This window comes from Clostridium sp. 2218st1_F5_2218SCRN_220325 (genome assembly GCF_039062665.1).
Taxonomy (GTDB): Bacteria; Bacillota; Clostridia; order Peptostreptococcales; family Peptostreptococcaceae; genus Intestinibacter.
Genome location: NZ_JBCLNH010000015.1, coordinates 43,395 through 67,530, shown reverse-complemented (window position 1 = coordinate 67,530; position 24,136 = coordinate 43,395). Strand labels below are relative to the sequence as shown.

The window sequence follows — 24,136 nt, the reverse complement described above, 5'->3', positions numbered from 1 at the left end:
AGTGATTTATATTTAATAATTATTAGGAAGGTGAAAATATTGATTATATCTGTTAAAGAGATAAAAAAATTTATTATATGTGTTGCTATTCCGCTAGTAACAGGTATACTAAGTAGTTCAATTGCAGTTTTACTATCTCAAATGCCTTTTAAAATGCAGTATATGCAATTAATAAAACCGGATTTTTCTCCTCCGGCATCAGTATTTCCTATTATTTGGCCCATATTATATATCTTGATGGGTATATCAGCGTACATAATTCTAAGTTCAAAGAAAAGTACTCAAAAAATAAATGATGCTATGTTCTTTTATTATCTTCAATTAGTTTTAAATTTTCTATGGAGTATATTGTTCTTTGGATTAAACTTAAGATTTGTTGCATTTATAGAAAGCATACTTTTAGGTCTTGTCCTTATAGCAATGATTTATAAATTTTATAAAGTAGATCAAAGAGCAAGTTTAATAAACATACCTTATTTACTTTGGATATTTTTTGTAATATTTTTAAGCTATTTTATATGGATATTAAATAAATAAGTTTACTACCTATAGGGTAGTAATTTTTTTTGTTTAAATATTAAAAAAGAGTTTGTGTCATATACATAATATATAACATATAACATTTATAAGCATTTAAATTCATAAAATATATGAAGAAAATCTATTTAAGGAGGAAGTTTATGGAGATATCATCAGATTTACAAGTTATAAAACCTATTATTACTATTGTTAGTAATACGTTTTTGAGTATAGAAAATTACGTAAATATAGTTGAATTTGATAATAATTTAATAAGAATAAAGACAAAAGAAAAAATAGTTAAAATAACTGGCGATAAACTTGTTCTAAAGTATATAAACGAAGGGGAGATAGGCATAAAGGGGATAATTTATTCTCTAGAATATGTTGATTAAGGGGAGGAATAAAATTGATTAATTATATTAAAGGATATTATGTATTAGTTGTGGAAGGGATAGATACAGAGAAATATTTAAACTTTATTTGTAAAAATAGAGTACCTATTTATAATGTAAAAAGAATTGATAAAACAAAAGTAGAATTTAGTGTATCTAGAAGTGATTTGAAAAAAATAAAAAATATGTATAGAGGTAATAAGTTTGAGGTTAAAATAAAACAAAAAACAGGAATTCCATTTTTAGCAAGAAGAATATATAAATACAAGACAATGGTTTTTTCTGCAATAGTATCTCTTTTATTACTTCTTTCGACAACTCAATTTGTAACAGATATATACATAGACTGTCCTGAAGGTATAGATAAAAAAGTATTAAAAGCAGAGTTAGAAGAATGTGGATTAAAACCTGGAGTATTTAAAAAGACAATAGATAGAAAAATTATTAGAGATCATATAATGCAGGAAATAGACGAAGTTGCGTACTTATCTATCAATGTAAAGGGAACAAATGTATTTGTAACAGTGACAAAAAAAGATGATGAGAGTACAAAAGTAGCTAATTCTAATTATTGTAATATTATTGCATCTAAAAATGGTATAATAGAGAAGGTAATTGCAAGAAGTGGAGAAGCTGTTGTTCAAGTAGGGGATATAGTCAAAAAAGGAGACCTTCTAATTCAGGGTGCAAATACCACATCTATGCCGGAAGTATGGGCGACAACTTTTTATGAAAGTGTTCAGAAAAAACCGTACATAAAAACAATAAATAAAAAGACAGGCAAGAGCAAAAACGTATACACTATAACTTTTTATGACAAAGAATTTGAAATAAATAGAAATATAAAATATAAAGATTACATAATTGAAAATAAAACTAAAGATATTAAACTTGGCAATTATACTTTCCCAATTAAGATAGTAGTGAGCACATTTTATGAAGTGCAAAAAAAACAAGTTGAAGTAGATTCAAACAAATTAAAAGAAGAATTAAAACAAAAAGCATTGAAAGATTTATATTATATGATGCCTGCATCTGCTAAAATGGGGGATGTAAATTATCAACATAAAGTTAGTAAAAATATGTTAGAATATATTGTAACAGTACAAGCAAGTGAAGATATATCAAAAGTATATTCTCTTAGTAAGCAAGAAATAAATCAAATTTTACAAGAAAATAGTAAGAGTGAAGATGGAGAACCAGTGCCATCTAACCCAACTAAAAGACCTATAAATGATATAAAAAATGAATTTGAACAACAACAAAATAACAAAGATGATGAAACGAAGAATAATTAATAAAATATATGAATAAAAAGGGTAAAACTTTTAAGGAGGCACAATTTAATTGATAACACAAAGAAAATTTTTAATTGCAGAACAAGAATTTGAAAGAGAATTATTTGGAAACTTCGATGAAAATATTAAATTAATAGAAGATACATTAAGTATTGATGTTATTTTAAGAGAAGGTAATATTGTTTTAATGGGTGAAGAAAAAAACGTAGACTTAGCATATAAGCTTATGAATGAATTACAAGATACTGTTATAAAAGGAAAATCACTAGATAAACAGTCAGTTACTTACAGTTTATCATTATTGCTTGAGGGCAGTGAAATGATGATAAAAGAACTAGATGATGTTATAGTTGTAACAAAAAAGGGAAAAGCAGTACAACCTAAGACGCTAGGTCAAAAGAAATATATTGAATTAATAAATCAAAATGATATAACCTTCGGAATAGGACCAGCTGGTACAGGTAAAACTTATCTGGCAGTTGCGATGGCTGTTAGTGCTTTTAAAAAGGACGAAGTAAATAGAATTGTATTAACTAGACCAGCAGTAGAGGCAGGAGAGAGTTTAGGATTTTTACCAGGAGATTTAAAAGATAAGGTAGATCCATATTTAAGACCATTATACGACGCTTTATTCGATATGCTTGGTGGAGAAAGAGTAAACAAATTCCTAGAAAGAGGTACTATAGAAGTTGCACCACTTGCATTTATGAGAGGTAGAACATTAGACAATGCCTTCATAATACTAGATGAAGCTCAAAATACAACTCCAGAACAGATGAAGATGTTTTTAACAAGACTTGGATTTGGGTCTAAAGCTGTAGTAACAGGAGATATAACTCAAACAGATTTACCAGATAAAAAGAGAAGTGGGCTAGTTCAAGCGACAACAATACTTGAAAATATAAAAGGAATTGGTAAAATAGAACTTACAGAAAAAGACGTTGTAAGACATGAATTAGTTCAAAGAATAATAAAAGCATACGATAAGTATGAAAAAAAAGAAGAATTCAAAAAAAGTAAAAAAGAAAAAGAAAAAACAATGAAAAATTCTAGAAGATAAGAATTTAAAAATAAATTATAAAGATAATAACAAATATAGGATTAAATAATTTCCTATATAAAATAAATAGAAAGATAAATTTAAAATAGTAGGTGAATTTATGGAATTAATAATAGACGATAGACAAGACAAATTAGAAGTTAGCGAAGAATTAATAGAAAAAATAAAAGATATTATATTAGAATGTTTAGATTATGAAGATTATGATGATAATTATGAAGTAAGCTTATCTTTTGTAGATAATAAAGAAATACATCAATTAAATAATGAATATAGAGGAATAGACAGAGCGACAGACGTATTATCATTCCCTCTTTTAGTAGAAGATGAATTTGGTATAGATTTTGGAGAAGAATCTCTAGGAGATATAGTAATATCATTAGAAAGAGCGTTTGAGCAAAGTCAAGAGTACAACCATAGCTTTGAAAGGGAAGTATGCTTCTTAGTTTGCCACAGTATGTTCCACTTATTAGGATATGACCACGATACTGAAGAAAATACAAAAGAAATGAGACAAAAGGAAGAGTATATTTTAAACAAGTTAGGAATAACAAGGGAGTAGGTTTTTATGAAAAGAAACAAACCACGCCAAAATATAATAAAGGCATTTAATGCAGCTATTGAAGGTGTTATATATACATTTAAACACGAAAGAAATATGAAAATCCATTATGTTATAGCAGTAGTAGTACTTTTAATAAGTCTATTTCTAAATTTAAGTAGAGTAGAAATGATGATATTATTACTATCAATAAGTTTAGTAATCGTATCAGAAATGTTTAATACAGCTGTAGAAAATGCAGTAGATTTAACTACAAATGAAATTCATCCATTGGCAAAAATCGCAAAGGATGTAGCAGCAGGTGGAGTTTTAATTGCATCATTAAATGCGGTGGCAGTGGGATATTTGATTTTTTATGATAAATTTATGCATTTATCTCAGTCAGTAATAGTTTCAATCAGAAAATCAGATCCGCATGTAACTTTAATATGCATAGTATTAGTTTTAATTTCTGTAGTTGTAGTAAAGGCGCTTACAGCTACGGGTACACCGCTTCAAGGTGGAATGCCAAGTGGTCATGCGGCACTTGCATTTGCACTTGCAACATCTATAACAATGATTATAGAAAATCCAATTGTAGCAGCTTTAGGATATATAATGGCTGTGTTAGTAGCACAAAGCCGTATAGAAGGTAAAATACATACATTTTGGGAGACTATAGCGGGAGCATTGCTCGGAATATTAGTAGCAATGCTCGTCTTCCAAATTAAGATATTTAATTTTTATTAAAAAAATTTAATTAAAGCAAATAGATAATAGTTAAATTATATCTTTGTGTTATAATATAGTATTATGGTAAGAATATGAATAAGATTAATATCGAAAAATGATTACCATAATTATTTTGCTAAGGGTGACTTTTAAGCAATGACAAAATAAACAAAATTAGTAAAAGACAGAAAGTTAGGAGAAAATGTAAATGTTCAAATCAGGATTTGTTAGTATAGTAGGTAGACCAAACGTAGGGAAATCAACATTAATGAATAACGTAGTAGGGGAAAAAATAGCTATAATGAGTGACAAACCTCAAACTACAAGAAACACAATTCAAGCTGTGTACACTGATGAAGATTGCCAAATTGTATTTTTGGATACACCAGGTATACACAAACCAAAAAATAAACTAGGCGAGTTCATGGTAAAATCAGCAACAGATGCATTTAAAAATGTTGATTTAGTATTATTCGTAGTAGATGATTCTAAAAAAATCGGGCCTGGAGATAGAAAAATAATCGAAGACTTAAAAGGAATAAAAACTCCAGTTATATTAGTTTTAAACAAAATAGACAAACTAGAAGAAGCTGAGTTATTTGAATTAATGCATTTATATTCAAAAGAAGAAGTATTCAAAGAAATAGTTCCAATATCAGCTCTTAAAGGAAGAAATGTAAATGAACTATTAAAAGTTATAGGAAAGTATCTTGAAGAAGGTCCAAAATACTTCCCAGATTATATGATAACAGACCAACCAGAAAGAGTACTTGTTTCAGAATTAATAAGAGAAAAAGTATTACACTACTTAAATGATGAAGTACCTCATGGAGTTGCTGTAGAAGTTGAGAGAATGAAATCAAGAAATGACAAAGATATAGTAGATATATCAGCTGTTATATACTGTGAAAGAGACTCTCACAAAGGTATCATAATAGGGAAAAACGGTAGAAAATTAAAAGGTATAGGAAAATCAGCAAGAGAAGACATGGAGCTTTTATTAGGTTCAAAAATAAATCTCCAATTATGGGTAAAAGTAAAAGAGAACTGGAGAAATCTACAAAATTACATCAGTGATTTTGGATATAATGATAAATAAAGGTGGATTATATGGATAGGAAAAATGATGATTCTAGACTGTTGTTAGAACAGGTGAATGATTTATTAGAAAACAATAAAGTATTGGAACTAAGGGAACTATTAGAAGAATATCACACAATGGATATACTAGATGTAATGGAAAACTTAGATGAAGAAATGAAAGTAAAGCTTTTTGAGGTTTTACCAATTGATGTATCAGCATCAATACTAGAGGAAAGCGGATCAGACTTTTTTAGAACAATGCTTTCGTTAATAGACGTACAACATGGAAGAAACATATTAGAACAGATGTCTCTTGATGACTTAACAGATATATTAAGCGAATTAGACGAAGATGAAAGACAAAGAATAATAAATCTATTAAATAAAGAAGACGCCGAAGACGTTAAAAAACTTCTTGGATATGAAGAAGAATCAACTGGTGGAATAATGACTACTGGTTATATCGAAGTCAACGAAAATATGACAGCAAAAGAAGCTATAGACCATATGAGACAAAATGCAGAAGATGCTGAGACTATTTACTACATATACGTTGTCGATAATGATGAAAAATTAGTAGGTGTATTATCTCTTAGAGAGCTTATAACAGCTAGAGATTCTGTTGTTGTTGGAGATTTAATGAGTGAAAATATTATCTCAGTATACGATGACGACGATAGAGAATTAGCAGTAAAATTAGTATCAAAATACGATTTAATAGCTATACCTGTTGTAGATAGAGAAAATGTTCTAAAAGGTATAATAACTGTCGATGATATAATAGACGTTATGGAGGAAGAAGCAACAGAGGATTTATATAAATTGGCTGGGTCTTCTGAACATGAAAGAGATGTCGCAGAAAAACCAAATTCAACTATGTTAGAGCAAATAGCATCATCAGTAAGAGCTAGAATTCCTTGGTTAATATTAATATTAATAGGGGGATTATTCACTGCTATCATATTAACTAAAACTACTTTTGTAGAAGGGTTAACTTATGTTAAATTTCTATGCTTTGTACCTGTAATTTTAGGTATGGGTGGAAGTGTTGGAATGCAGGCTTCATCACTTACAATAATGACTTTATCCAATAATGAGGAAAATATAGATTTTAAAACAGTACTAAAAGAAGGTGCTGTTGGATTGATAACAGGATTATTATGTTCCATTATAATCGGAATAATGGCTTATTTAATCTTAGATAATTTAAATATGGCTGTAGTAATAGCTATTTGTGTATTAATAAATATGGTTGTAGGCTCTATGATAGGTAGCTTTACACCACTTATGCTAAAACATTTATCAGGAGACATATCTATAATATCTTCACCTCTTATATCTGTTTTATTAGATATGATAGGCGTAGTGTTATTTTTCATAATTACGACAATATTTTTGTCAAAAATTGTTTCTTAAATAGATGAATTTTTTAACCTCTTCTTACAAAAACTACGAATAAAATGTAAGAAGGGGGTTTTTTAGATGTATAAATTACTTTGGGAAGTTTTTAAAAAAACTGGAAGTATAGAAGCATATCTATATTTATATGACTATCGAATTTTAAATAAACAAAAATTCGAGAAAAGGGAGACGTTGAATAATAATGGTGATTGTAAACACCCAAGGAATAGTCCTTAGGGCTGTAAAATATAAGGAAAATGATTTAATATTAACTATATTTACACGAAAGCTTGGCAAAATATCTGCAATAGCAAAAGGTGCGAGAAGGACTAAAAGTGCCCTTTTATCATCTTGTCAAGTTTTTGCATATTCAACCTTTACTTTAAAAAAGCAAGGAAGTATGTATAGCGTAACTCAAACTGAAATAATAAAGAGTTTTTATGAAATATCTTATAATTTAGATGCTTTTTCATATGCTACGTATATTATTCAACTTATTGACTATAATTTAGAAGACGAGATAACTAACAACAGATTATTTATTTTATTAGCACAGACTTTATATCTATTTGCTAAAGAAGAAATAGACATGATATATATAAAAGATGTATTTGAATTAAAGTTTTTAGATTATATAGGGTTTAGACCTGTAGTTAATAGATGTAGTAATTGTGGTAATAAAAATCTAAATAATAGTGTATTTAATATATATGAAGGAGGAGTTATCTGCAAAAATTGTAGAGAACTTTTTGACTACAATATGAAAATAGATTTAACAACTATTAGACTAATGGAATATATATTAAATAATGACATTTTGACATGTAATAAAGCAAAAGTATCAAAATATATAGTAAAAGAATTGGATGTACTATTGAAAAGGTATTTAAATCAATATATTGACAACAGAGGGTTTAAGTCATTAAACTTAATAGAGAGCATAGAAAATAAAAAGGGAGCTGAATAATATGAGTCAAGTAACAATAGAAGCCATAGATAAAGTATTGGCTAGATTGCCAAAGGCAACTTATAAACAAGCTAAAGAAGCATTACAAAAAACTGACGGAAATGTAGTTGAAGCTATTATATACTTAGAATCAAACTACAGTGATTTAAAAGGATCTTCAAAGAAAACTACAGAAATCTTTGGGAAAACTACAGACGAACTAAAAGAACAAGTTTTAGACCTAATAAAGAAAAGTAATGTTGTTAGATTAATCATCGAAAGAAAAGGAGAAACTATGTTAAATATACCACTTACTGTAGGTGTAGTAGGTGTTATAATAGGACCAATGCTTACTTTAGTTGGATTATCAGCTGCAGTACTTTCAAAATGCAAAATCAAAATAGCTAATGAAGATGGAGATACTGTTATCGATTTAGGAGAATTTAGTGAAGAAAAATTCAACACTATAAAAGACATGGTATCTAATAAAGCAAAAGACGTAAAAGAAGCTATGGACAAAAATAAAGAATCAAACACTTATCCTAATGATGAAATGAAAAAACAAGATGATGAAATAGTAATAAGTTTAGATAAAAAATCATACGACGTAAAAGACGACAACAATAATCAACAATAATTTAAAATAAACTAAAAATACATCTATATATTAAAAATTTTAGGTAGGATAATTTTTATCTCTACCTTAATTTTTTGTATATTAAATTTTATATATTAAATAAAGTTTATTTTATGGTAAAAAAAAATACAATTTGGCTTATAATAGTAGATAGGGCAACAATATTGACAAATTAAAGCACTTTTGTTATCCTAATCGTATTAACGAAGTACTTTAAAGCCTTTCGTGTAAGCGAGAGGCTTTAATATTATTAAATAAAATAAATAATTTTCATAATATATTAGAAAATATTACAGGAGGTATTATTATGAATTTTCAAGAAATGATACTTGCTTTACAAAGCTATTGGGCTAAGCAAGGATGTATCATGATGCAACCTTATGATGTTGAAAAAGGTGCAGGAACTATGAATCCTAACACACTTTTACGTTCTTTAGGACCAGAACCATGGAGCGTGTGTTATGTTGAGCCATGTAGAAGACCTGCAGACGGTAGATATGGTGAAAATCCAAACAGATTATATCAACATCACCAATTCCAAGTTATATTAAAACCATCACCAGATGATATACAAGATTTATATTTAAAAAGTTTAGAAGCTATAGGAATAAATCCATTAGAACACGATATAAGATTCGTTGAAGATAACTGGGAATCAACAACTGTTGGTGCTTGGGGACTTGGATGGGAAGTTTGGCTAGATGGTATGGAAGTTACTCAGTTCACTTATTTCCAACAAGTTGGTGGTATAGAATGTGAATTAGAAACTGGTGAAATTACATATGGTTTAGAAAGACTTGCTATGTATATACAAGATGTAGATAGCGTATACGATTTAAAATGGAATGACAAAATAACTTACGGCGATGTATTCAAAAAACAAGAATTTGAAAACACAATGTATGCATTTGAAGAATGTGATTCAGAAATGTTATTCAATTTATTTGATATATATGAAAAAGAAGCATTAAGAATATTAGATAAAGGATTAGTTATACCAGCGTATGATTATGTTTTAAAATGTTCACATGCATTTAATACATTAGATGCAAATGGAGCTATAGGGGTAAGTCAAAGAGCTTCATTTATAGGAAGAGTTAGAGATATGGCAAAAGCTGTTTCACAACTTTATGTTGATCAAAGAAAAGAAATGGGATACCCTCTTATAAAGGAAGGTGAAAAATAATGAAAAATTACTTTTTACTAGAAGTTGGTGTAGAAGAATTACCATCAAGATTTGTTGAATCTACATTAACACAAATAAAAGAAAACTTAGAAAAATCATTAAAAGAAAATAGAGTTGAATTTGAAAATATAGAGAAATATGGAACTCCAAGAAGACTTACTTTTGTTATAAACAATATATGTGACAAACAAAGCGATCTTGAAGAAGAATTAAAAGGACCATCTAAAAAGATATCAGTAGATGCTGATGGAAACTTTACAAAACCTGCTTTAGGATTTATGAAAAGTAAAGGATTAGACGAAGCTAACGTATACTTCAAGCAAGTTGGAAAAGATGAATACTTATTCGGCACTTTAAAACAAGAAGGACAAGCGACTTCTGAAGTTTTAAAAGAAATAGTTCCAGCTGCTATAAAAGGTGTTACATTCCCAAAAGCTATGCGTTGGGGTGGAAAAAACATGAGATTTGCTAGACCAATAAGATGGATGGTTGCTTTATTAAACGATGAAGTATTACCAATAAACTTAGAGGGAATAGTAGCATCTAATATAACTAGAGGCCATAGATTCTTAGGAAGAAACCAAATAGAAGTTTTCTCAATAGAAGACTACTTCAAACAATTAAGTAAAAACTCTGTAGTTTTAGACCAAAATGTAAGAAAAGAAGCTATAAAAGCACAAGCTGAAGAAGTAGCAAAATCTTTAGGTGGAGAAGTTGAGATAGAAGACGATTTATTAGAAGAAATAACTTATTTAGTAGAATATCCAACTGCATTTTATGGAGAGTTCAACGCAGATTATGTAAAACTTCCAAAAGAAGTTGTAACAACTCCTATGAAAGAGCACCAAAGATATTTCCCTGTTTCTAAAGACGGTAAATTATTACCATACTTTATAGCTGTTAGAAATGGTGACAAAAACGGAATAGAAACAGTTAAAGCAGGTAACGAAAAAGTTTTAGAAGCTAGACTTGCAGATGCTTTATTCTTCTATGATGAAGATATCAAAAAGCCTCTTGAATCATTTGTAGAAAATTTAAAAACTGTTGTATTCCAAGCTAAATTAGGAACAGTATATGACAAAACTTTAAGAATAGAAAAATTAGCATCAGATATAATAAACAATCTTGATGAAAAAGAAGCATTAAATGACACTTTAAGAGCAGCTAAATTATGTAAAGCAGACTTAGTAACTAATATGGTATTCGAGTTTACTGAACTTCAAGGTGTAATGGGACGTGAATATGCTAAAGTTAGTGGTGAAAATGACGATGTAGCACAAGCTATATTTGAACACTACTTACCAAGATTTGCTGGAGATATACTTCCACAAACTAAAGCTGGTATAGCATTATCTATAGCTGATAAATTAGATTCTATAGCAGGATTCTTTGCAATAGGAATAAAACCATCAGGTTCTCAAGACCCTTATGCTTTAAGACGTCAAGCTTTAGGTATATTAAGTATATTATTAGACCAAAAACTAGACATAAACTTAGAACAATTAATAAGTGATGCTCTTGATAACTACAGTCACTTAGCTTTCGATAAAGCTGAAGTTACTTCTCAAATAATGGACTTCTTCATAGAAAGAATCAAAAACTTATTTAAAGATTTAGGTATAAGATATGATGTAATAGATGCAGTATTAAGCTCTAATTTAAACAGTATATCTGATATACATACAAGAGCAGTTGAATTAAATAACTGGCTTCAAAAAGAAGAATTAGTTGAAATGTTAACTGCATTTAACAGAGTTTCTACTTTAGCTCAAAAAGCTGAATCTGATAGAGTTGAAGAATCTCTATTAAAAGAAGATGCAGAAATTAAATTAAATGCTGGATTTAAAGAAATAAAAGCACAAGTTGAAGGATTCTTAGCTAATAAAGAATACAACAAAGCTTTAGATGCTTTTGCTTCAATAAAACCACTTGTAGATAATCTATTCGACAATGTAATGATAATGGACAAAGACGAAGCTGTTAAAGAAAATAGATTAGGATTATTAAAACAAATATACGATACAATGTTAACTATATGTGATTTATCTAAAATAGTTTATAAATAAAGATAATACTTATAAAACACTGTATATGTAATTATTAAATATAACCTTAAAAATAAAATAGGCATATAGGCAAACTTTTATTAAACATGAGTAAACCTATATGCTTGTTTTTTTTCGGAAATTAGTAATAATAATTATCAACAAAAATAAACATTTATCTACTATAAATGAAAATAAATTCTCTTTTTATATAAAAAAAATTGATTTAGTATGTATTTAATTAATATATATATTCCAAAATATATATTATATAGTATAATGAAATAATAAGATATATAAGTGTGTGTAAATTTTATCTAAAAGTATACAACATAAATGTAGAAATAATTAGAAAAATAAAAAAGTAAATTAATTATGTTTAATAATTATCATAAATAACATATAGCATTTATATAAAATATGGAAAATAGGACACACTAAATAAAAAAAGTGTTTACAGAATAGCAAATAGAGTTCTATAATATACTATATAGGAAAAAGATGGCAAAAAGTATAGCGTATTGAAAGAAGGTGATTATAATTCAACTTAATCAAAGACAACAAAAAATAATAGAAATAGTAAAAGAAAATCAACCTATAACGAGTGAAAATATAGCATCAATGTTAAACGTTACTAGGGCGACACTAAGATCAGACTTAGCTATTTTAACAATGACAGGAATATTAGATGCAAGACCAAAAGTTGGATATTTTTATACAGGTGTCAGCCAAATTAATTTATTAGGAAATGACATAAAAGAAAAAAAAGTTGAAGATATGATGGGAATGCCTGTAGTAGTAAAAAAAGATGTAAGTTTATACGATGTAATAGTAGAGATGTTTTTATCTGATGTAGGAAGTATATTTATTATAGATGACCAAGAAAATTTATGTGGAGTAGTTTCACGTAAAGATTTATTAAAAGCAACAATTGGGGGTCTTGATATCAATAAAATGCCAATAGGAATGGTTATGACTAGAACGCCTAATGTTGTGACAGTTGAAAGAGAAGACAGTATAGTATTAGCAGCTAGAAAAATTATTGAACATGAAATAGATTCTATACCAGTTGTAGATACTGATAAAGATAACCACACAATGAAGGTAATAGGCAGAATCTCAAAGACAAATATAACAAAACTATTCTTAGAGATTGCTGGAGAATAAGGAGGATTACCCGATGGATAATTTACTAATTTATGCAGTTTCAGATTCAATAGGAGAAACAGCACAACAAGTTTCTAGAGCTGCAATATCACAATTTGGATTATCGGAAGATGAATATGATATAAGAAGACATCCATTTGTGAATACTGAAGAAGTTTTAATGGAATTATTAGAAAGCGCAAAAAGATGCAATGCAATGTTTGTTTATACATTAGTTAATCCTAAGTTAGCAAAAATGGCAAGTGACTACTGTGAGGCAAATGGTATCTTAAAAATAGATTTATTAACAGATATCTTGAGAATATTATCTGAAAAAACTGGTAAGGCACCAAAAGGGGAAGCGGGCATTATCAGAAAAATGGACGAGAGTTACTTCAGAAGAATTGCAGCTATAGAATTCGCTGTTAAGTATGATGATGGTAAAGAACCAAACAAAGGTATATTAGAAGCTGAATTAGTTTTAATAGGTATATCAAGAACTTCAAAAACACCGCTGAGTATGTACTTAGCAAATAGAAACATAAAAGTAGCTAATGTGCCTTTAGTTCCAGAAATACCGATACCAAAAGAAGTATACGAAATAGATCCAAGAAAAATAATAGGTCTTACTAATTCACCAGAAGTGCTTAATCAAGTTAGAACAACAAGATTAAAAGCTCTTGGACTATCTAGTAGTGCAAATTATGCTAAGTTTGACAGAATACTAGAAGAACTTGATTATGCAGAAAAAGTAATGAAAAAAATAGGTTGTCCAGTTATAAATGTATCTGATAAGGCAATTGAAGAAACAGCAAGTGATATTTTAGATATAATGAAAGAAAAAGGGATACATAAAAAAACACATAAAGACGCATAGAGATCATTAGTATTGTTTAAATAGCCGATTTTAATAGCATTTTTAAAATTGACTTTAATATAAAAATTTTTCTAAAGAAAATAATAGAAGTTATTGGAGGAAAAGAAAATGGAAACTAAATATGTTTACAGTTTCAACGAAGGAAATAAAGACATGAAATCTTTATTAGGAGGAAAAGGAGCTAATTTAGCTGAAATGACTAAGATAGGATTACCTGTGCCTCCAGGATTTACAATTTCAACAGAAGCATGTAATGACTACTATGTTAGCAATAAAACTATAAAACCAGAAATAATAGAACAAATAGAATCAAAATTAGCGCAATTAGAATCAGAATTAGGTAAAGAATTAGGTTCAACAGAAAATCCTTTATTAGTATCTGTTCGTTCAGGTGCAGTTATATCAATGCCAGGTATGATGGATACAATATTAAACTTAGGTTTAAATGATAATACTGTTGTAGGTCTTGCTAAAGCTACTGAAAATGAAAGATTTGCATACGATAGTTATAGAAGATTTATACAAATGTTTTCTGATGTTGCTATGGAAGTGCCTAAATATAAATTTGAAAGCGTATTAGACAGATATAAAGAAACAAATGGATTTAAATTTGATACAGAATTAACTACAGACCATTTAAAAGCAATAGTTGAAGAATTTAAAGCTATATACAAAAAAGAGGTAAAAGAAGACTTCCCACAAGAACCTAAAAAACAATTAATGTTAGCTGTTGAGGCAGTATTTAGATCTTGGAACAACCCTCGTGCAATAGTATATAGAAAATTAAATGATATACCTAATAATTTAGGAACAGCAGTAAACGTACAATCAATGGTATTTGGTAATATGGGTGACAATAGTGGTACAGGTGTTGCATTTACAAGAGACCCTGCTACAGGAGAAAATAAATTATTAGGTGAATACTTAATAAATGCTCAAGGTGAAGATGTTGTTGCGGGTATAAGAACACCACAAAAAATAGCAACACTAGAAAATATAATGCCAGATATATATAAACAATTTGTAGAAACTGCAGACAAATTAGAAAAACATTACAGAGATATGCAAGATATCGAGTTTACTATAGAAAGAGGAAAACTGTTCTTATTACAAACTAGAAATGGTAAGAGAACAGCAAAATCAGCTATAAATGTAGCTGTTGATTTAGTACAAGAAGGTTTAATCACAAAAGAAGAAGCAATAATGAGAATTGAACCTAACCAATTAGATCAATTACTACATCCAAAATTTGAAGATAAATCTTTAAAAGAAGCTGAAGTTTTAGCAAAAGGTCTTCCTGCATCTCCAGGAGCTGCTAGCGGTAAAATATACTTCAGTGCTGAAGATGTAGTTGAAGCATCAAAAGACGGTACAGAAACAATACTTGTTAGACAAGAAACTTCTCCAGAAGATATCGAAGGTATGGTAAGTGCTCAAGGTATACTTACTGCAAGAGGTGGTATGACTTCACATGCTGCAGTTGTTGCCAGAGGTATGGGTAAATGCTGTGTAGCTGGTTGTGGAGAAATAAAAGTAAGCGAAGTTGCAAAAACTTTAGAAGTTGGCGATTTAGTGCTTAAAGAAGGAGATTATATATCTTTAGACGGATCTACTGGTGTAGTTTATTTAGGAAATGTAAACAAAGCTACAGCAGATATGACTGGTAACTTTGAAAAATTAATGAGTTGGGTCGATGAAATAAGACAAATGCAAGTTAGAACTAATGCAGACAATCCAAGAGATGCAAAAGCTGCTGTTGAGTTTGGAGCAGAAGGTATAGGACTTTGTAGAACTGAGCATATGTTCTTCGACGAAGAAAGAATACCTGCAGTTAGAAAAATGATTTTATCAAATACTGTAGAAGAAAGAGTTAAAGCATTAGAAACATTACTTCCAATGCAACAAAAAGACTTTGAAGATATTTATAGAGTTATGGGTGAGCGTCCAGTTAATATAAGACTATTAGATCCACCACTACATGAATTCTTACCACAAGACGACGAAACTATAGAAGAACTAGCTAAAGATATGGGAATACAACCTATAGCAATTAAGAAAAGATGTGAAGAATTAGCAGAGTTCAACCCAATGTTAGGTCACAGAGGTTGTAGACTTGCTGTAACATATCCAGAAATAGCTGTAATGCAAACTAAAGCAATAATAAATGCAGCTATAGCAGTAAATAAAGAAGGTTTAAACGTTGAACCAGAAATAATGATACCTCTTGTTGGTGCTATAAACGAATTTAAAACAGTTAAACAAATAATAGTTGATACAGCAGAAGAAATTATAAAAGAAGCTGGTGTAGAACTTAAATACACTGTTGGTACAATGATAGAAATACCTAGAGCTTGCTTGATAGCTGATGAAATAGCAAAAGAAGCAGATTTCTTCAGTTTCGGTACAAATGACTTAACTCAAATGACATTTGGATACTCAAGAGATGATGCAGGTAAATTCTTAGGTGAATATGTTGATAGAGAAATACTTGAAAAAGATCCATTCCAAGTATTAGACCAAGATGGTGTTGGTAAATTAGTTCAAATGGCTGCAAAATTAGCAAGAGGAGAAAAAGGTGACAATATCAAATTAGGTATATGTGGAGAACATGGTGGAGAACCATCTTCAGTAGAATTCTGTTACAATACAGGACTTAACTATGTATCTTGCTCACCATATAGAGTTCCAATAGCTAGACTTGCTGCTGCAAGAGCGACTATAAAAAATCCTAGAAAATAATTATTAGTAAATAATTTAAAAAAAGCTATCTCAATATGAGGTAGCTTTTTTAATTTTCAACCTATTTAACTTAAGCAACGGAATCTTCGATGCGTTGGCGACATGAGCGAAGCGAATTTTTTAATTCTTATGAAATTTTAAATTTTACAAGAAAGAGTTGCTTATTTTTAAAAAGAGTTGAGATTTTATATGAATTTAGGTAAAATAATTTATAATTTTAAATACATACGAAGATTTTAGGAGGAAAAAATATGAAGTACCTTACAAAAGAATGGTATTACGGAAATAAAGATATTTGTTTAGACTTAGATGTTGATTCAAATGCAGAACAATTATCAGAGGATTATTATAAAAAACTTTATAATGAAAAATTAAATGAATTTTTAGAAGCTGAAAAGGAAGCATCAGAAATAGAATATGAACCGGAAACTTGGGAAGATATACAACTTATGGACGATGAAGGTAATATAGTAAATGCTAGAGATATAATGTCTGATGAAGAATTTGAACAATTAAGACAAGAGCTTTTACAAAATGAACAAGATAGTGCAGAATATGAAGTAGAAGAATATGATGAAGAGAAACTTACAAAAGATTTCTTAGAAATGCATCAAGGTGAAATAGAAGACTTAAAAACTTCTTTAGCAAAAGAAATACTAGATGAAGTAGCGGATATAAGAGTACTAGCACTTGGACTTTCAACGCAAAATGTTAAGGATTTAGTAGAAAAATACAGTCAAGAATGTGAAAAAAGATTTGAAAAAGCATTCAATGAATATAATAAACACTGGTATAGTATAAGTGATAAAGTGCCAGCTAATATAAAAGAAAATTATAATTTCCACGATTGTAGAATTTTAGATATAAAAAAAGAAGGAAATGATATAGTATTTGAATTAGATAATAGCGGTGGATTTACAAATATAAATAAAATAATATATAAAGATGCAGAGATATTAGAAAATAACTTTGTTGAAGGTTGTTATTGGGTTTATGATGAAATGTATTTATGCGACAAAGGATATGAGTTTCATATAGCTGTTGATGGTGAAAATGGATATAATTATATCACGCTTACAGCAAGCGATGTAACATTTGAATAGATGATTAAAAATAAAATGTCAGTTTTATAATAATTAAGATATTATAAAAAATGGCATTTTATTAATTTTTAGTAAGTGTGGCGAAATTAGTCGATTATAATTTATAATTGTATTAGGAGATAAAATATTAAAAAGATTTATATTAATATAAAAATATTTAAAAATATAAACGAAACAGTAAATAAAAAGGAGTTAAAAAATGAAAGATATATATTTTGATAATTCAAGTACATCTTTCCCAAAGGCGCCAAATGTAGGACGAGCTATGGGAGAATTTATAGAAAATGGTGCTTTTAATATAAATAGAGGAAGTTATGAAGGTGCTTATGAGGCAGGTAGCGCTGTTTTAGATACAAGAGAAATGTTAAAAGATTTATTTAACGCTCCTGATTCAAAAAATGTAGTTTTTACACCTAGTGTAACTTACTCATTAAATTACTTCATCAAAGGATTTTTAAAGCCAAATGATCACGTTCTTGTAACAAGTGTCGAACATAATGCAGTTATGAGACCACTTGTTCAAATGAAGGAATTAGGATTAGAATTTGATGTTGTACCTTGTGACGAAGAAGGAAGTATAACTGCTGATGACTTTAGAAAATATATAAAAGAAAATACAAAAGCTATCATAACAACACATGCATCAAACGTATGTGGAACAATAATACCAATAGAAGAAATAGGGGCTCTATGCAAAGAAAAAGGATTAGTTTATGCTGTCGATACTGCCCAAACTGCTGGTATATTAAATATAGACATGCAAAAAGCTAATATAGATTTTCTTGCATTTACTGGACACAAAGGTCTATTAGGACCTCAAGGTATTGGTGGATTTATATCAAGTGATAAATTAGAAGGATTAATCTATCCAATTATAAGTGGTGGGACAGGAAGTTTATCAGATTCAGAAGAAATGCCAGATTTCCTACCAGATAGATTTGAAAGTGGGACTTTAAATTTACCTGGAATAATAGGATTACACCAAGCTTTAGTTTATTTAAAAGAAGCTGGAATAGATAATATGAGAAATGAAAAAATGGAAATAACTAAATACTTCTTAGATAAAGTTAAAGAAATAGAAGGTGCAAAAGTTGCTGGTAAAAAGACTGTAGAAGGTAGACTTGGAGTTGTATCAATCGATTTTGAAGGATTTGATAATAGTATAGTTTCATTCTACTTAAGTAGTAAGTATAAAATAATGACTAGAGTAGGAATGCATTGTGCGCCAAGAGCACATCAAACATTAAATACATTCCCTCAAGGAACTGTTAGATTCTCATTTAGTCATTTTAATACAAAAGAAGAAGTAGATATATGTATTGATGCTATAAAAACTATTTTAGATGATTTAAGACAAGGGGAAGATATTATTTAGATTATATTAAAATTAAATAAAAATTTAAGTTATGCTTGTTTTAAAATACATTATTTATTGTATTATAAGACAAGCATATTTTTTATAAATTCTACTTATGTGAAATTTTATTAAAAACTTTTAAATAATAACTTGACTTGGAGTTAACTTTAAGTGATAAGTTATTATTAGAGAAAAGATAATTGATAAAAAATTTAAAAGTAAAAATAATAATTCAAAATTTAGATGTGATTTGGAAGTAAAATGGAGTATTAAATGGAGGAAATATATGAATAAACTTTATTTAGAATGTTATAGTGGAATCAGTGGGGATATGACAGTAGGGGCATTATTAGATTTAGGTGCAGATAAAAAGGTTTTAGAATATGCACTAAATAGTTTATCTATAGATGGATTTAAAATAAAAATAAGTAGGGTTTTAAAAAGTGGCTTAGATGTATGTGACTTTGATGTGATATTAGACAAAGATAACCATGATCATGATATGAATTATCTTCATGGCCACACTGATTCTAATGATGAACAAAATAAAGCTGATAGTCATGATGAACATCAACATAGTCATAGCCATGAACATACAAATTTAAAACAAATTTTGCATATAATAGACCATGCAAAAATGACAGAAAATGCTAAAAAAATAGCAAATAATATATTTGAAATACTTGCAAAAGCTGAAGCTAAAGCTCATGGTGTTTCAATAGAAGATGTGCATTTTCACGAAGTAGCAGCAATAAAGACAAGTAAAAAATTGCCGGATAAATTTAAAATAGAAAAAATAGGTATAGGTGCTGGAAAAAGAGAATACGAAAAAGCAGGAATCTTAAGGGCTATGATAATAAAAGATAATTCAAACAAAAATCACAATATATACAAATTAGAAAGCAATATAGATGATTGTAGCGGGGAAGCTCTAGGTTATATAGTTGAAAAATTATTAAACCAAGGTGCAAAAGACGTTCATTTTATACCTGTTTTTATGAAGAAAAACCGTCAGCTTACCAATTAAATGTAATTTGTAGAGAAGAAGATGTTGAAAAATTTGAGCAAATTATATTTGAAGAGACGACAACTATAGGTATACGCAAACAAAAGATGGAAATGACTATGCTAAAGACAGAGATTAAAAATATAGATACACCTTTAGGCAAAGTTCAAATAAAACTATGTGATTTAAAAGATGAAAAGCGTATTTATCCAGAATATAATAGCATAGTTGAAATATGCAAAAAAACTGGTAAATCGTATCAAGAAATTTATCAGTTTATAATGGATGAAGCATATAAAATGGGACAAGAAGTATAAAAATTGTATTGATTATATTGTAAAATATAGTTAAATAGAATAATACAAAGAAAGGAGAAATCACCATGAAAATAGCCGAAGTAAGTAAACTACTAGACATTTCAGCTGATACACTTAGATATTACGAACGTATAGGATTAATACCTAAAATACATCGTGACAAAAGTGGAAACAGAGATTATACAGAATTAAACTGCAAATGGATAAAATTCATAAAATGTATGAGAAATGCTGGGATGCCTATAGAAATACTTATAGAATATGTAACTCTTTTACAAGAAGGAGAACATACTGCTGGAGTTCGTAAAGAATTGCTTTTAGAACAAAGAGAGCATCTTCAAGATAAAATTGACGAATTACAACAAATGTTATCATATTTAAATGGAAAAATTGATAAATATGATGAAGTTATTATGAAAAAAGAAAAAGAATTAAGAAATGAATATTAATATAAAAAAATCTCCAAACATTTAAAATGCTTGGAGATTTTTCTATCTTTTGATAAACCAACTGAAATATCCGTTTTGATTTTTTTGATATGTAAGTATTGCATCAAATTTATTTCCGTTTTTATCAGTAAGTGATTTTACTTTTGCTTCACCTTTTTTAAGAATTGATTTAACCATTGTTTTATTAGGTTTTTTCTTATATAAAGCTAAGTATTTATCGTCTTTAAATATACCGTATTTACAAGTTTGATAATTTGTACATAAAAATCCTTTGTCAGTTTCAACTACATCTGAGCCACATACAGGACATTTTCCAAGTGATGTGTTATCAGTTTTGGAACTAGATTTTTTAGATGAAGCTTTGGCGGCTTTGGTAGCTTTTGCTTCTAATTGTGATTTTGACAAAGCTTTTTTAGTTTTAGGATCGTAAACATAAGCATCTGTATTTATTTTTTTAGGAGCATCATATTTTATTAGATTTACATTTTTAACTATGAAATTCATTATATTAAGAAGATATTCTTTACGAGAGAATTGTCCCTTTTGAATATCACTTAAACTTTTTTCTAGCTTACCTGTATAATCGACGTCAAATAAGTCTTTTACAGGGAAGATTTCAACTAAATTAATTCCTAAATCAGTTATATAATATGATTTACCTTTTTTATTAACATATCCAACTTGGGCTATTTTTTTAAGAACATCACCACGAGTTGCCGATGTACCTATAGAGTATCCAGCTAAAACTAAATCTTCATCATCGACATTTTTACCGCAATTTTTCATTGCTTTAAGTAAAGTATCTTCAGTATAAGATTTAGGAGGTGTAGTTTGTTTCTTAAGTGGTAAAATTTCTAAAACTTCTACGTTTTCGCCCTTTTCCATGGCAGGAAGAAGGTCGTTTTTCTGTTCTTTATTATATACTTCTAAATAACCTTTAACTTTTAATACCTTACCTTTAGTTAAGAAAACACTATCGTCGACATCTGTTTTTATTTCAGTATTTTCATATTCAGCAGGTGGCATAAAGTTTGCAATAAATCTATCTTTGATAGCTTGATAAACTATTTGTTCATCAGGAGTCAATGAGTTAGGCACTATATATGTAGGTATAATGGCACTGTGGCTATCCACTTTTGATGAATCAAAAACTCTCTTAGTTTTTGCAAATTTGATTTTATCTTCATAAGGAAGACCACTTTTTAATCTATTTAATGTTTGGCTAGCTTTATCAGTTAAACTCTCTTCTAAATAAACAGAATCGGTTCTAGGATATGTGATATATCCACCTTTACCTTTCCCTTCATAAAGAGATTGACAAACGCTTAAAACCTTATCTGATGTGAAATGAGAGTATTTAGAAGTAATATGACCTTGAAGTGAAGTCAAACTGAATAATTTTGGAGCATATTCTTTAGATTTAGTTACTTTTTTAGATGATATAACTCCATTTTTAGAAGTAATGCTATCAATAACAGCCATAGCTTCTTCTTCAGTATCAAATTTTGTTTCTTTACCTTTTATTAATTTACCTTTATATGTACCATTTGCGCATTTAAAATTACCTTCAATTTCAAAATATGTCTTAGGAACGAAGTTTTTAATCTCCATATCTCTATCATATACAAGTTTGACAGTAGGCAAAATAACACGTCCGATATTTAAAAGTTTTCCATTTCCATATTTTAATGTTGCAACTGATGTAAAATTAATACCTATAAGCCAGTCTGTAATAAGACGAGTATATCCAGCTGCTTGAAGATTTCTCATATCTTCTTCGTCTTTTAAATTCTCAAGTCCTCTAGTTATATCTTGTGGTGTCCATTCATTTACTAGAATTCTCTTAACAGGTTTTTTATTTTTAGCAAGTAAGAATATTAAAAATGCGATAAGTTCTCCTTCGCGGTCATTATCTGTTGCATTTATTACATATTCTACATCCTCTCTATTTAAAAGTTCTTTTATTATGTTGAATTGTTTTTGTTTTGAATCATCTACTTTGAATTTGAATTTATCTGCTGGTATAAATGGGAAATTAGCCATTTTCCAAGAACCAGAGTACTTTTCTTTGTCATAATCTTTCATATCATACAAAGAAACTAGATGACCAAATGCATATGTTACAATATATCCATTTCCTTCAAAATAGCCATCCCTTCTAGTCTTAGCTCCTAAGAAAGAAGCGATAGTTTTTGCGACAGATGGTTTTTCTGCAAGTATTACTTTCATAAGGAACCTCCTTTTTAAATACTCTTTATGTTATCACAAAAAAGAATTAAATTTCAAGATAAGGGGTTTAAATTTATATTGTCAAGTTAAGTTTTATATAGGCACTTAATTTATAGCTTGAAGTAAAAAAAGAATTTATTTATAATATTATTTAGTCAAAATAAAAGGAGAGATAATAATGAAAGAAATTAAAATAAAATATCTTAATGATGAAATAACTAGATTAGAATACATAGATGGAAAATCTGACTGGATAGATTTAAGAGCAGCAGAAGAAGTTGAATTAAAAGCTGGTGAATTTAAATTAATCCACTTAGGTGTAGCAATGCAATTACCAGAAGGATATGAAGCTCATATAGTACCAAGAAGTAGTACTTTCAAAAAATGGGGTATAATCCAAACTAACCACTGTGGTATAGTAGATAATACTTATTGTGGACCAAATGACTGGTGGCGTATGCCAGTGTTTGCACTTAGAGACACTAAAATAGAAGTTAACGATAGAATATGCCAATTCAGAATACAAAAAAATCAACCAACTTTAGTTTTCAATGAAGTTGAAGAAATGGAAGCTGACAATAGAGGCGGATTCGGAAGTACAGGTACAAAATAATTTTATATATAAATAAAGGGTTGTTATATGGGATTTTCATATAGCAGCCCTTTTAATATTTTTCTTAAAATAATCTTTTTATAACAAATAAAATCAGTTGTATTAATAAAAGTAATATTCCTACAAGAAAGAAAAAACACTCAATAGGAACTAAAAAGAATGGTTCGTCTAAAGTACCATCAGATAAAACTCTAGATCCAATTATGTTATAAGTAATTGCACACCCAAATGAAATTAAAAAAGGTAATAATATTACACATTTTTTCATAATTTAATCCTCCTTATAAGTATTAAATATTTAATTTATATTTTGAATTAATTGCATTTTTTTATATAATATCAGGATGAACATCAAAAAACAATATTTGATTATTGAAAAACAATAAAAATATATTGATTATCATTAAGTGATAGAGCGCATCTATCTTTGATGCTTATTATAATTAAGTAAAATAAT

General features: G+C 28.6%; 22 protein-coding genes and 1 pseudogene. 21 read left to right on the top strand and 2 right to left on the bottom strand.

The window, feature by feature from the left end; all coding sequences use genetic code 11:
* Positions 1 to 39 precede the first annotated feature (39 nt).
* The 20 genes and pseudogenes from ABCM86_RS09850 (at position 40) to ABCM86_RS09755 (ending at position 20,837) form a co-directional block, all read left to right on the top strand.
* Positions 40 to 537, top strand: coding sequence for a TspO/MBR family protein (locus ABCM86_RS09850; RefSeq protein WP_295676044.1), 498 nt, complete (start codon positions 40 to 42; stop codon positions 535 to 537).
* 143 nt (positions 538 to 680) lie between these two features.
* Positions 681 to 914, top strand: coding sequence for a YabP/YqfC family sporulation protein (locus ABCM86_RS09845; protein WP_195931792.1), 234 nt, complete (start codon positions 681 to 683; stop codon positions 912 to 914).
* Between the two features lie 14 nt (positions 915 to 928).
* Positions 929 to 2,212: a sporulation protein YqfD gene (locus tag ABCM86_RS09840; RefSeq protein ID WP_195931793.1), complete on the top strand. Its 1,284-nt coding sequence runs from the start codon at positions 929 to 931 to the stop codon at positions 2,210 to 2,212.
* 49 nt (positions 2,213 to 2,261) lie between these two features.
* The gene (locus tag ABCM86_RS09835) at positions 2,262 to 3,272 is read left to right on the top strand and encodes a PhoH family protein (protein ID WP_343003927.1); all 1,011 of its coding nucleotides are present in this window, start codon (positions 2,262 to 2,264) and stop codon (positions 3,270 to 3,272) included.
* Positions 3,273 to 3,372: 100 nt separating this feature from the next.
* Positions 3,373 to 3,834: an rRNA maturation RNase YbeY gene (gene ybeY / locus ABCM86_RS09830; RefSeq protein ID WP_195931661.1), complete on the top strand. Its 462-nt coding sequence runs from the start codon at positions 3,373 to 3,375 to the stop codon at positions 3,832 to 3,834.
* Positions 3,835 to 3,840: 6 nt separating this feature from the next.
* Positions 3,841 to 4,563, top strand: a complete 723-nt coding sequence (locus ABCM86_RS09825; RefSeq protein WP_195931660.1) for a diacylglycerol kinase — start codon at positions 3,841 to 3,843, stop codon at positions 4,561 to 4,563.
* Between the two features lie 190 nt (positions 4,564 to 4,753).
* On the top strand, positions 4,754 to 5,644 hold the full coding sequence (gene era, locus ABCM86_RS09820) for a GTPase Era (protein ID WP_195931659.1): 891 nt from the start codon (positions 4,754 to 4,756) through the stop codon (positions 5,642 to 5,644).
* 11 nt (positions 5,645 to 5,655) lie between these two features.
* Complete coding sequence (gene mgtE / locus ABCM86_RS09815) at positions 5,656 to 7,044, top strand: magnesium transporter (RefSeq protein WP_195931658.1); 1,389 nt, start codon at positions 5,656 to 5,658, stop codon at positions 7,042 to 7,044.
* Positions 7,045 to 7,110: 66 nt separating this feature from the next.
* Positions 7,111 to 7,266: a YqzL family protein gene (locus tag ABCM86_RS09810; protein ID WP_295571534.1), complete on the top strand. Its 156-nt coding sequence runs from the start codon at positions 7,111 to 7,113 to the stop codon at positions 7,264 to 7,266.
* The gene (gene recO, locus ABCM86_RS09805; RefSeq protein ID WP_295732992.1) at positions 7,232 to 7,996 is read left to right on the top strand and encodes a DNA repair protein RecO; all 765 of its coding nucleotides are present in this window, start codon (positions 7,232 to 7,234) and stop codon (positions 7,994 to 7,996) included. The genes ABCM86_RS09810 and recO overlap by 35 nt, the downstream gene beginning before the upstream one ends.
* Before the next feature lies 1 nt (position 7,997).
* The gene (locus ABCM86_RS09800; RefSeq protein ID WP_295676034.1) at positions 7,998 to 8,612 is read left to right on the top strand and encodes a DUF4342 domain-containing protein; all 615 of its coding nucleotides are present in this window, start codon (positions 7,998 to 8,000) and stop codon (positions 8,610 to 8,612) included.
* Positions 8,613 to 8,919: 307 nt separating this feature from the next.
* A complete protein-coding gene (glyQ, locus tag ABCM86_RS09795) occupies positions 8,920 to 9,798 on the top strand; it encodes a glycine--tRNA ligase subunit alpha (RefSeq protein ID WP_195930246.1) in 879 nt (292 codons plus the stop codon).
* Positions 9,798 to 11,864, top strand: a complete 2,067-nt coding sequence (gene glyS / locus ABCM86_RS09790; protein ID WP_195930247.1) for a glycine--tRNA ligase subunit beta — start codon at positions 9,798 to 9,800, stop codon at positions 11,862 to 11,864. The genes glyQ and glyS overlap by 1 nt, the downstream gene beginning before the upstream one ends.
* 510 nt (positions 11,865 to 12,374) lie before the next feature.
* On the top strand, positions 12,375 to 13,010 hold the full coding sequence (locus tag ABCM86_RS09785) for a helix-turn-helix transcriptional regulator (RefSeq protein WP_195930248.1): 636 nt from the start codon (positions 12,375 to 12,377) through the stop codon (positions 13,008 to 13,010).
* Between the two features lie 13 nt (positions 13,011 to 13,023).
* Positions 13,024 to 13,866, top strand: a complete 843-nt coding sequence (locus tag ABCM86_RS09780) for a pyruvate, water dikinase regulatory protein (RefSeq protein ID WP_195930249.1) — start codon at positions 13,024 to 13,026, stop codon at positions 13,864 to 13,866.
* A gap of 108 nt (positions 13,867 to 13,974) precedes the next feature.
* Entirely contained in the window at positions 13,975 to 16,605 is a 2,631-nt protein-coding gene (gene ppdK / locus ABCM86_RS09775) for a pyruvate, phosphate dikinase (RefSeq protein WP_195930250.1), read from the top strand.
* A gap of 251 nt (positions 16,606 to 16,856) precedes the next feature.
* Complete coding sequence (locus ABCM86_RS09770; protein WP_195930251.1) at positions 16,857 to 17,708, top strand: DUF4085 family protein; 852 nt, start codon at positions 16,857 to 16,859, stop codon at positions 17,706 to 17,708.
* A 199-nt stretch (positions 17,709 to 17,907) separates the two neighbouring features.
* Positions 17,908 to 19,083 (top strand): aminotransferase class V-fold PLP-dependent enzyme, encoded by a 1,176-nt coding sequence (locus tag ABCM86_RS09765; protein WP_295761402.1) that lies wholly within the window; start codon positions 17,908 to 17,910, stop codon positions 19,081 to 19,083.
* A gap of 268 nt (positions 19,084 to 19,351) precedes the next feature.
* A pseudogene (locus tag ABCM86_RS09760) lies at positions 19,352 to 20,388 on the top strand (LarC family nickel insertion protein).
* Between the two features lie 65 nt (positions 20,389 to 20,453).
* Positions 20,454 to 20,837: a MerR family transcriptional regulator gene (locus tag ABCM86_RS09755; protein ID WP_288712139.1), complete on the top strand. Its 384-nt coding sequence runs from the start codon at positions 20,454 to 20,456 to the stop codon at positions 20,835 to 20,837.
* A 42-nt stretch (positions 20,838 to 20,879) separates the two neighbouring features.
* On the opposite strand, the gene ABCM86_RS09750 is transcribed toward ABCM86_RS09755, so the two are convergent.
* Positions 20,880 to 23,066 (bottom strand): DNA topoisomerase, encoded by a 2,187-nt coding sequence (locus ABCM86_RS09750; protein ID WP_343003926.1) that lies wholly within the window; start codon positions 23,064 to 23,066, stop codon positions 20,880 to 20,882.
* Positions 23,067 to 23,244: 178 nt separating this feature from the next.
* Here ABCM86_RS09750 and ABCM86_RS09745 point away from each other — a divergent pair, with 178 nt between their 5' ends.
* A complete protein-coding gene (locus ABCM86_RS09745; protein ID WP_295677123.1) occupies positions 23,245 to 23,679 on the top strand; it encodes a dUTP diphosphatase in 435 nt (144 codons plus the stop codon).
* Positions 23,680 to 23,743: 64 nt separating this feature from the next.
* Here the strand turns inward: ABCM86_RS09745 and ABCM86_RS09740 are convergent, their stop codons facing one another.
* The gene (locus ABCM86_RS09740; RefSeq protein ID WP_195930256.1) at positions 23,744 to 23,947 is read right to left on the bottom strand and encodes a DUF3955 domain-containing protein; all 204 of its coding nucleotides are present in this window, start codon (positions 23,945 to 23,947) and stop codon (positions 23,744 to 23,746) included.
* Positions 23,948 to 24,136: the final 189 nt, after the last annotated feature.

Coding starts and splice junctions, on each gene's coding strand:
- ABCM86_RS09845 (WP_195931792.1), top strand. CDS start 681: ATGGAGATATCATCAGATTTACAAGTTATAAAACCTATTATTACTATT.
- ybeY (WP_195931661.1), top strand. CDS start 3,373: ATGGAATTAATAATAGACGATAGACAAGACAAATTAGAAGTTAGCGAA.
- ABCM86_RS09825 (WP_195931660.1), top strand. CDS start 3,841: ATGAAAAGAAACAAACCACGCCAAAATATAATAAAGGCATTTAATGCA.
- era (WP_195931659.1), top strand. CDS start 4,754: ATGTTCAAATCAGGATTTGTTAGTATAGTAGGTAGACCAAACGTAGGG.
- mgtE (WP_195931658.1), top strand. CDS start 5,656: ATGGATAGGAAAAATGATGATTCTAGACTGTTGTTAGAACAGGTGAAT.
- ABCM86_RS09810 (WP_295571534.1), top strand. CDS start 7,111: ATGTATAAATTACTTTGGGAAGTTTTTAAAAAAACTGGAAGTATAGAA.
- recO (WP_295732992.1), top strand. CDS start 7,232: ATGGTGATTGTAAACACCCAAGGAATAGTCCTTAGGGCTGTAAAATAT.
- ABCM86_RS09800 (WP_295676034.1), top strand. CDS start 7,998: ATGAGTCAAGTAACAATAGAAGCCATAGATAAAGTATTGGCTAGATTG.
- glyQ (WP_195930246.1), top strand. CDS start 8,920: ATGAATTTTCAAGAAATGATACTTGCTTTACAAAGCTATTGGGCTAAG.
- glyS (WP_195930247.1), top strand. CDS start 9,798: ATGAAAAATTACTTTTTACTAGAAGTTGGTGTAGAAGAATTACCATCA.
- ABCM86_RS09780 (WP_195930249.1), top strand. CDS start 13,024: ATGGATAATTTACTAATTTATGCAGTTTCAGATTCAATAGGAGAAACA.
- ppdK (WP_195930250.1), top strand. CDS start 13,975: ATGGAAACTAAATATGTTTACAGTTTCAACGAAGGAAATAAAGACATG.
- ABCM86_RS09770 (WP_195930251.1), top strand. CDS start 16,857: ATGAAGTACCTTACAAAAGAATGGTATTACGGAAATAAAGATATTTGT.
- ABCM86_RS09765 (WP_295761402.1), top strand. CDS start 17,908: ATGAAAGATATATATTTTGATAATTCAAGTACATCTTTCCCAAAGGCG.
- ABCM86_RS09755 (WP_288712139.1), top strand. CDS start 20,454: ATGAAAATAGCCGAAGTAAGTAAACTACTAGACATTTCAGCTGATACA.
- ABCM86_RS09750 (WP_343003926.1), bottom strand. CDS start 23,066: ATGAAAGTAATACTTGCAGAAAAACCATCTGTCGCAAAAACTATCGCT.
- ABCM86_RS09745 (WP_295677123.1), top strand. CDS start 23,245: ATGAAAGAAATTAAAATAAAATATCTTAATGATGAAATAACTAGATTA.
- ABCM86_RS09740 (WP_195930256.1), bottom strand. CDS start 23,947: ATGAAAAAATGTGTAATATTATTACCTTTTTTAATTTCATTTGGGTGT.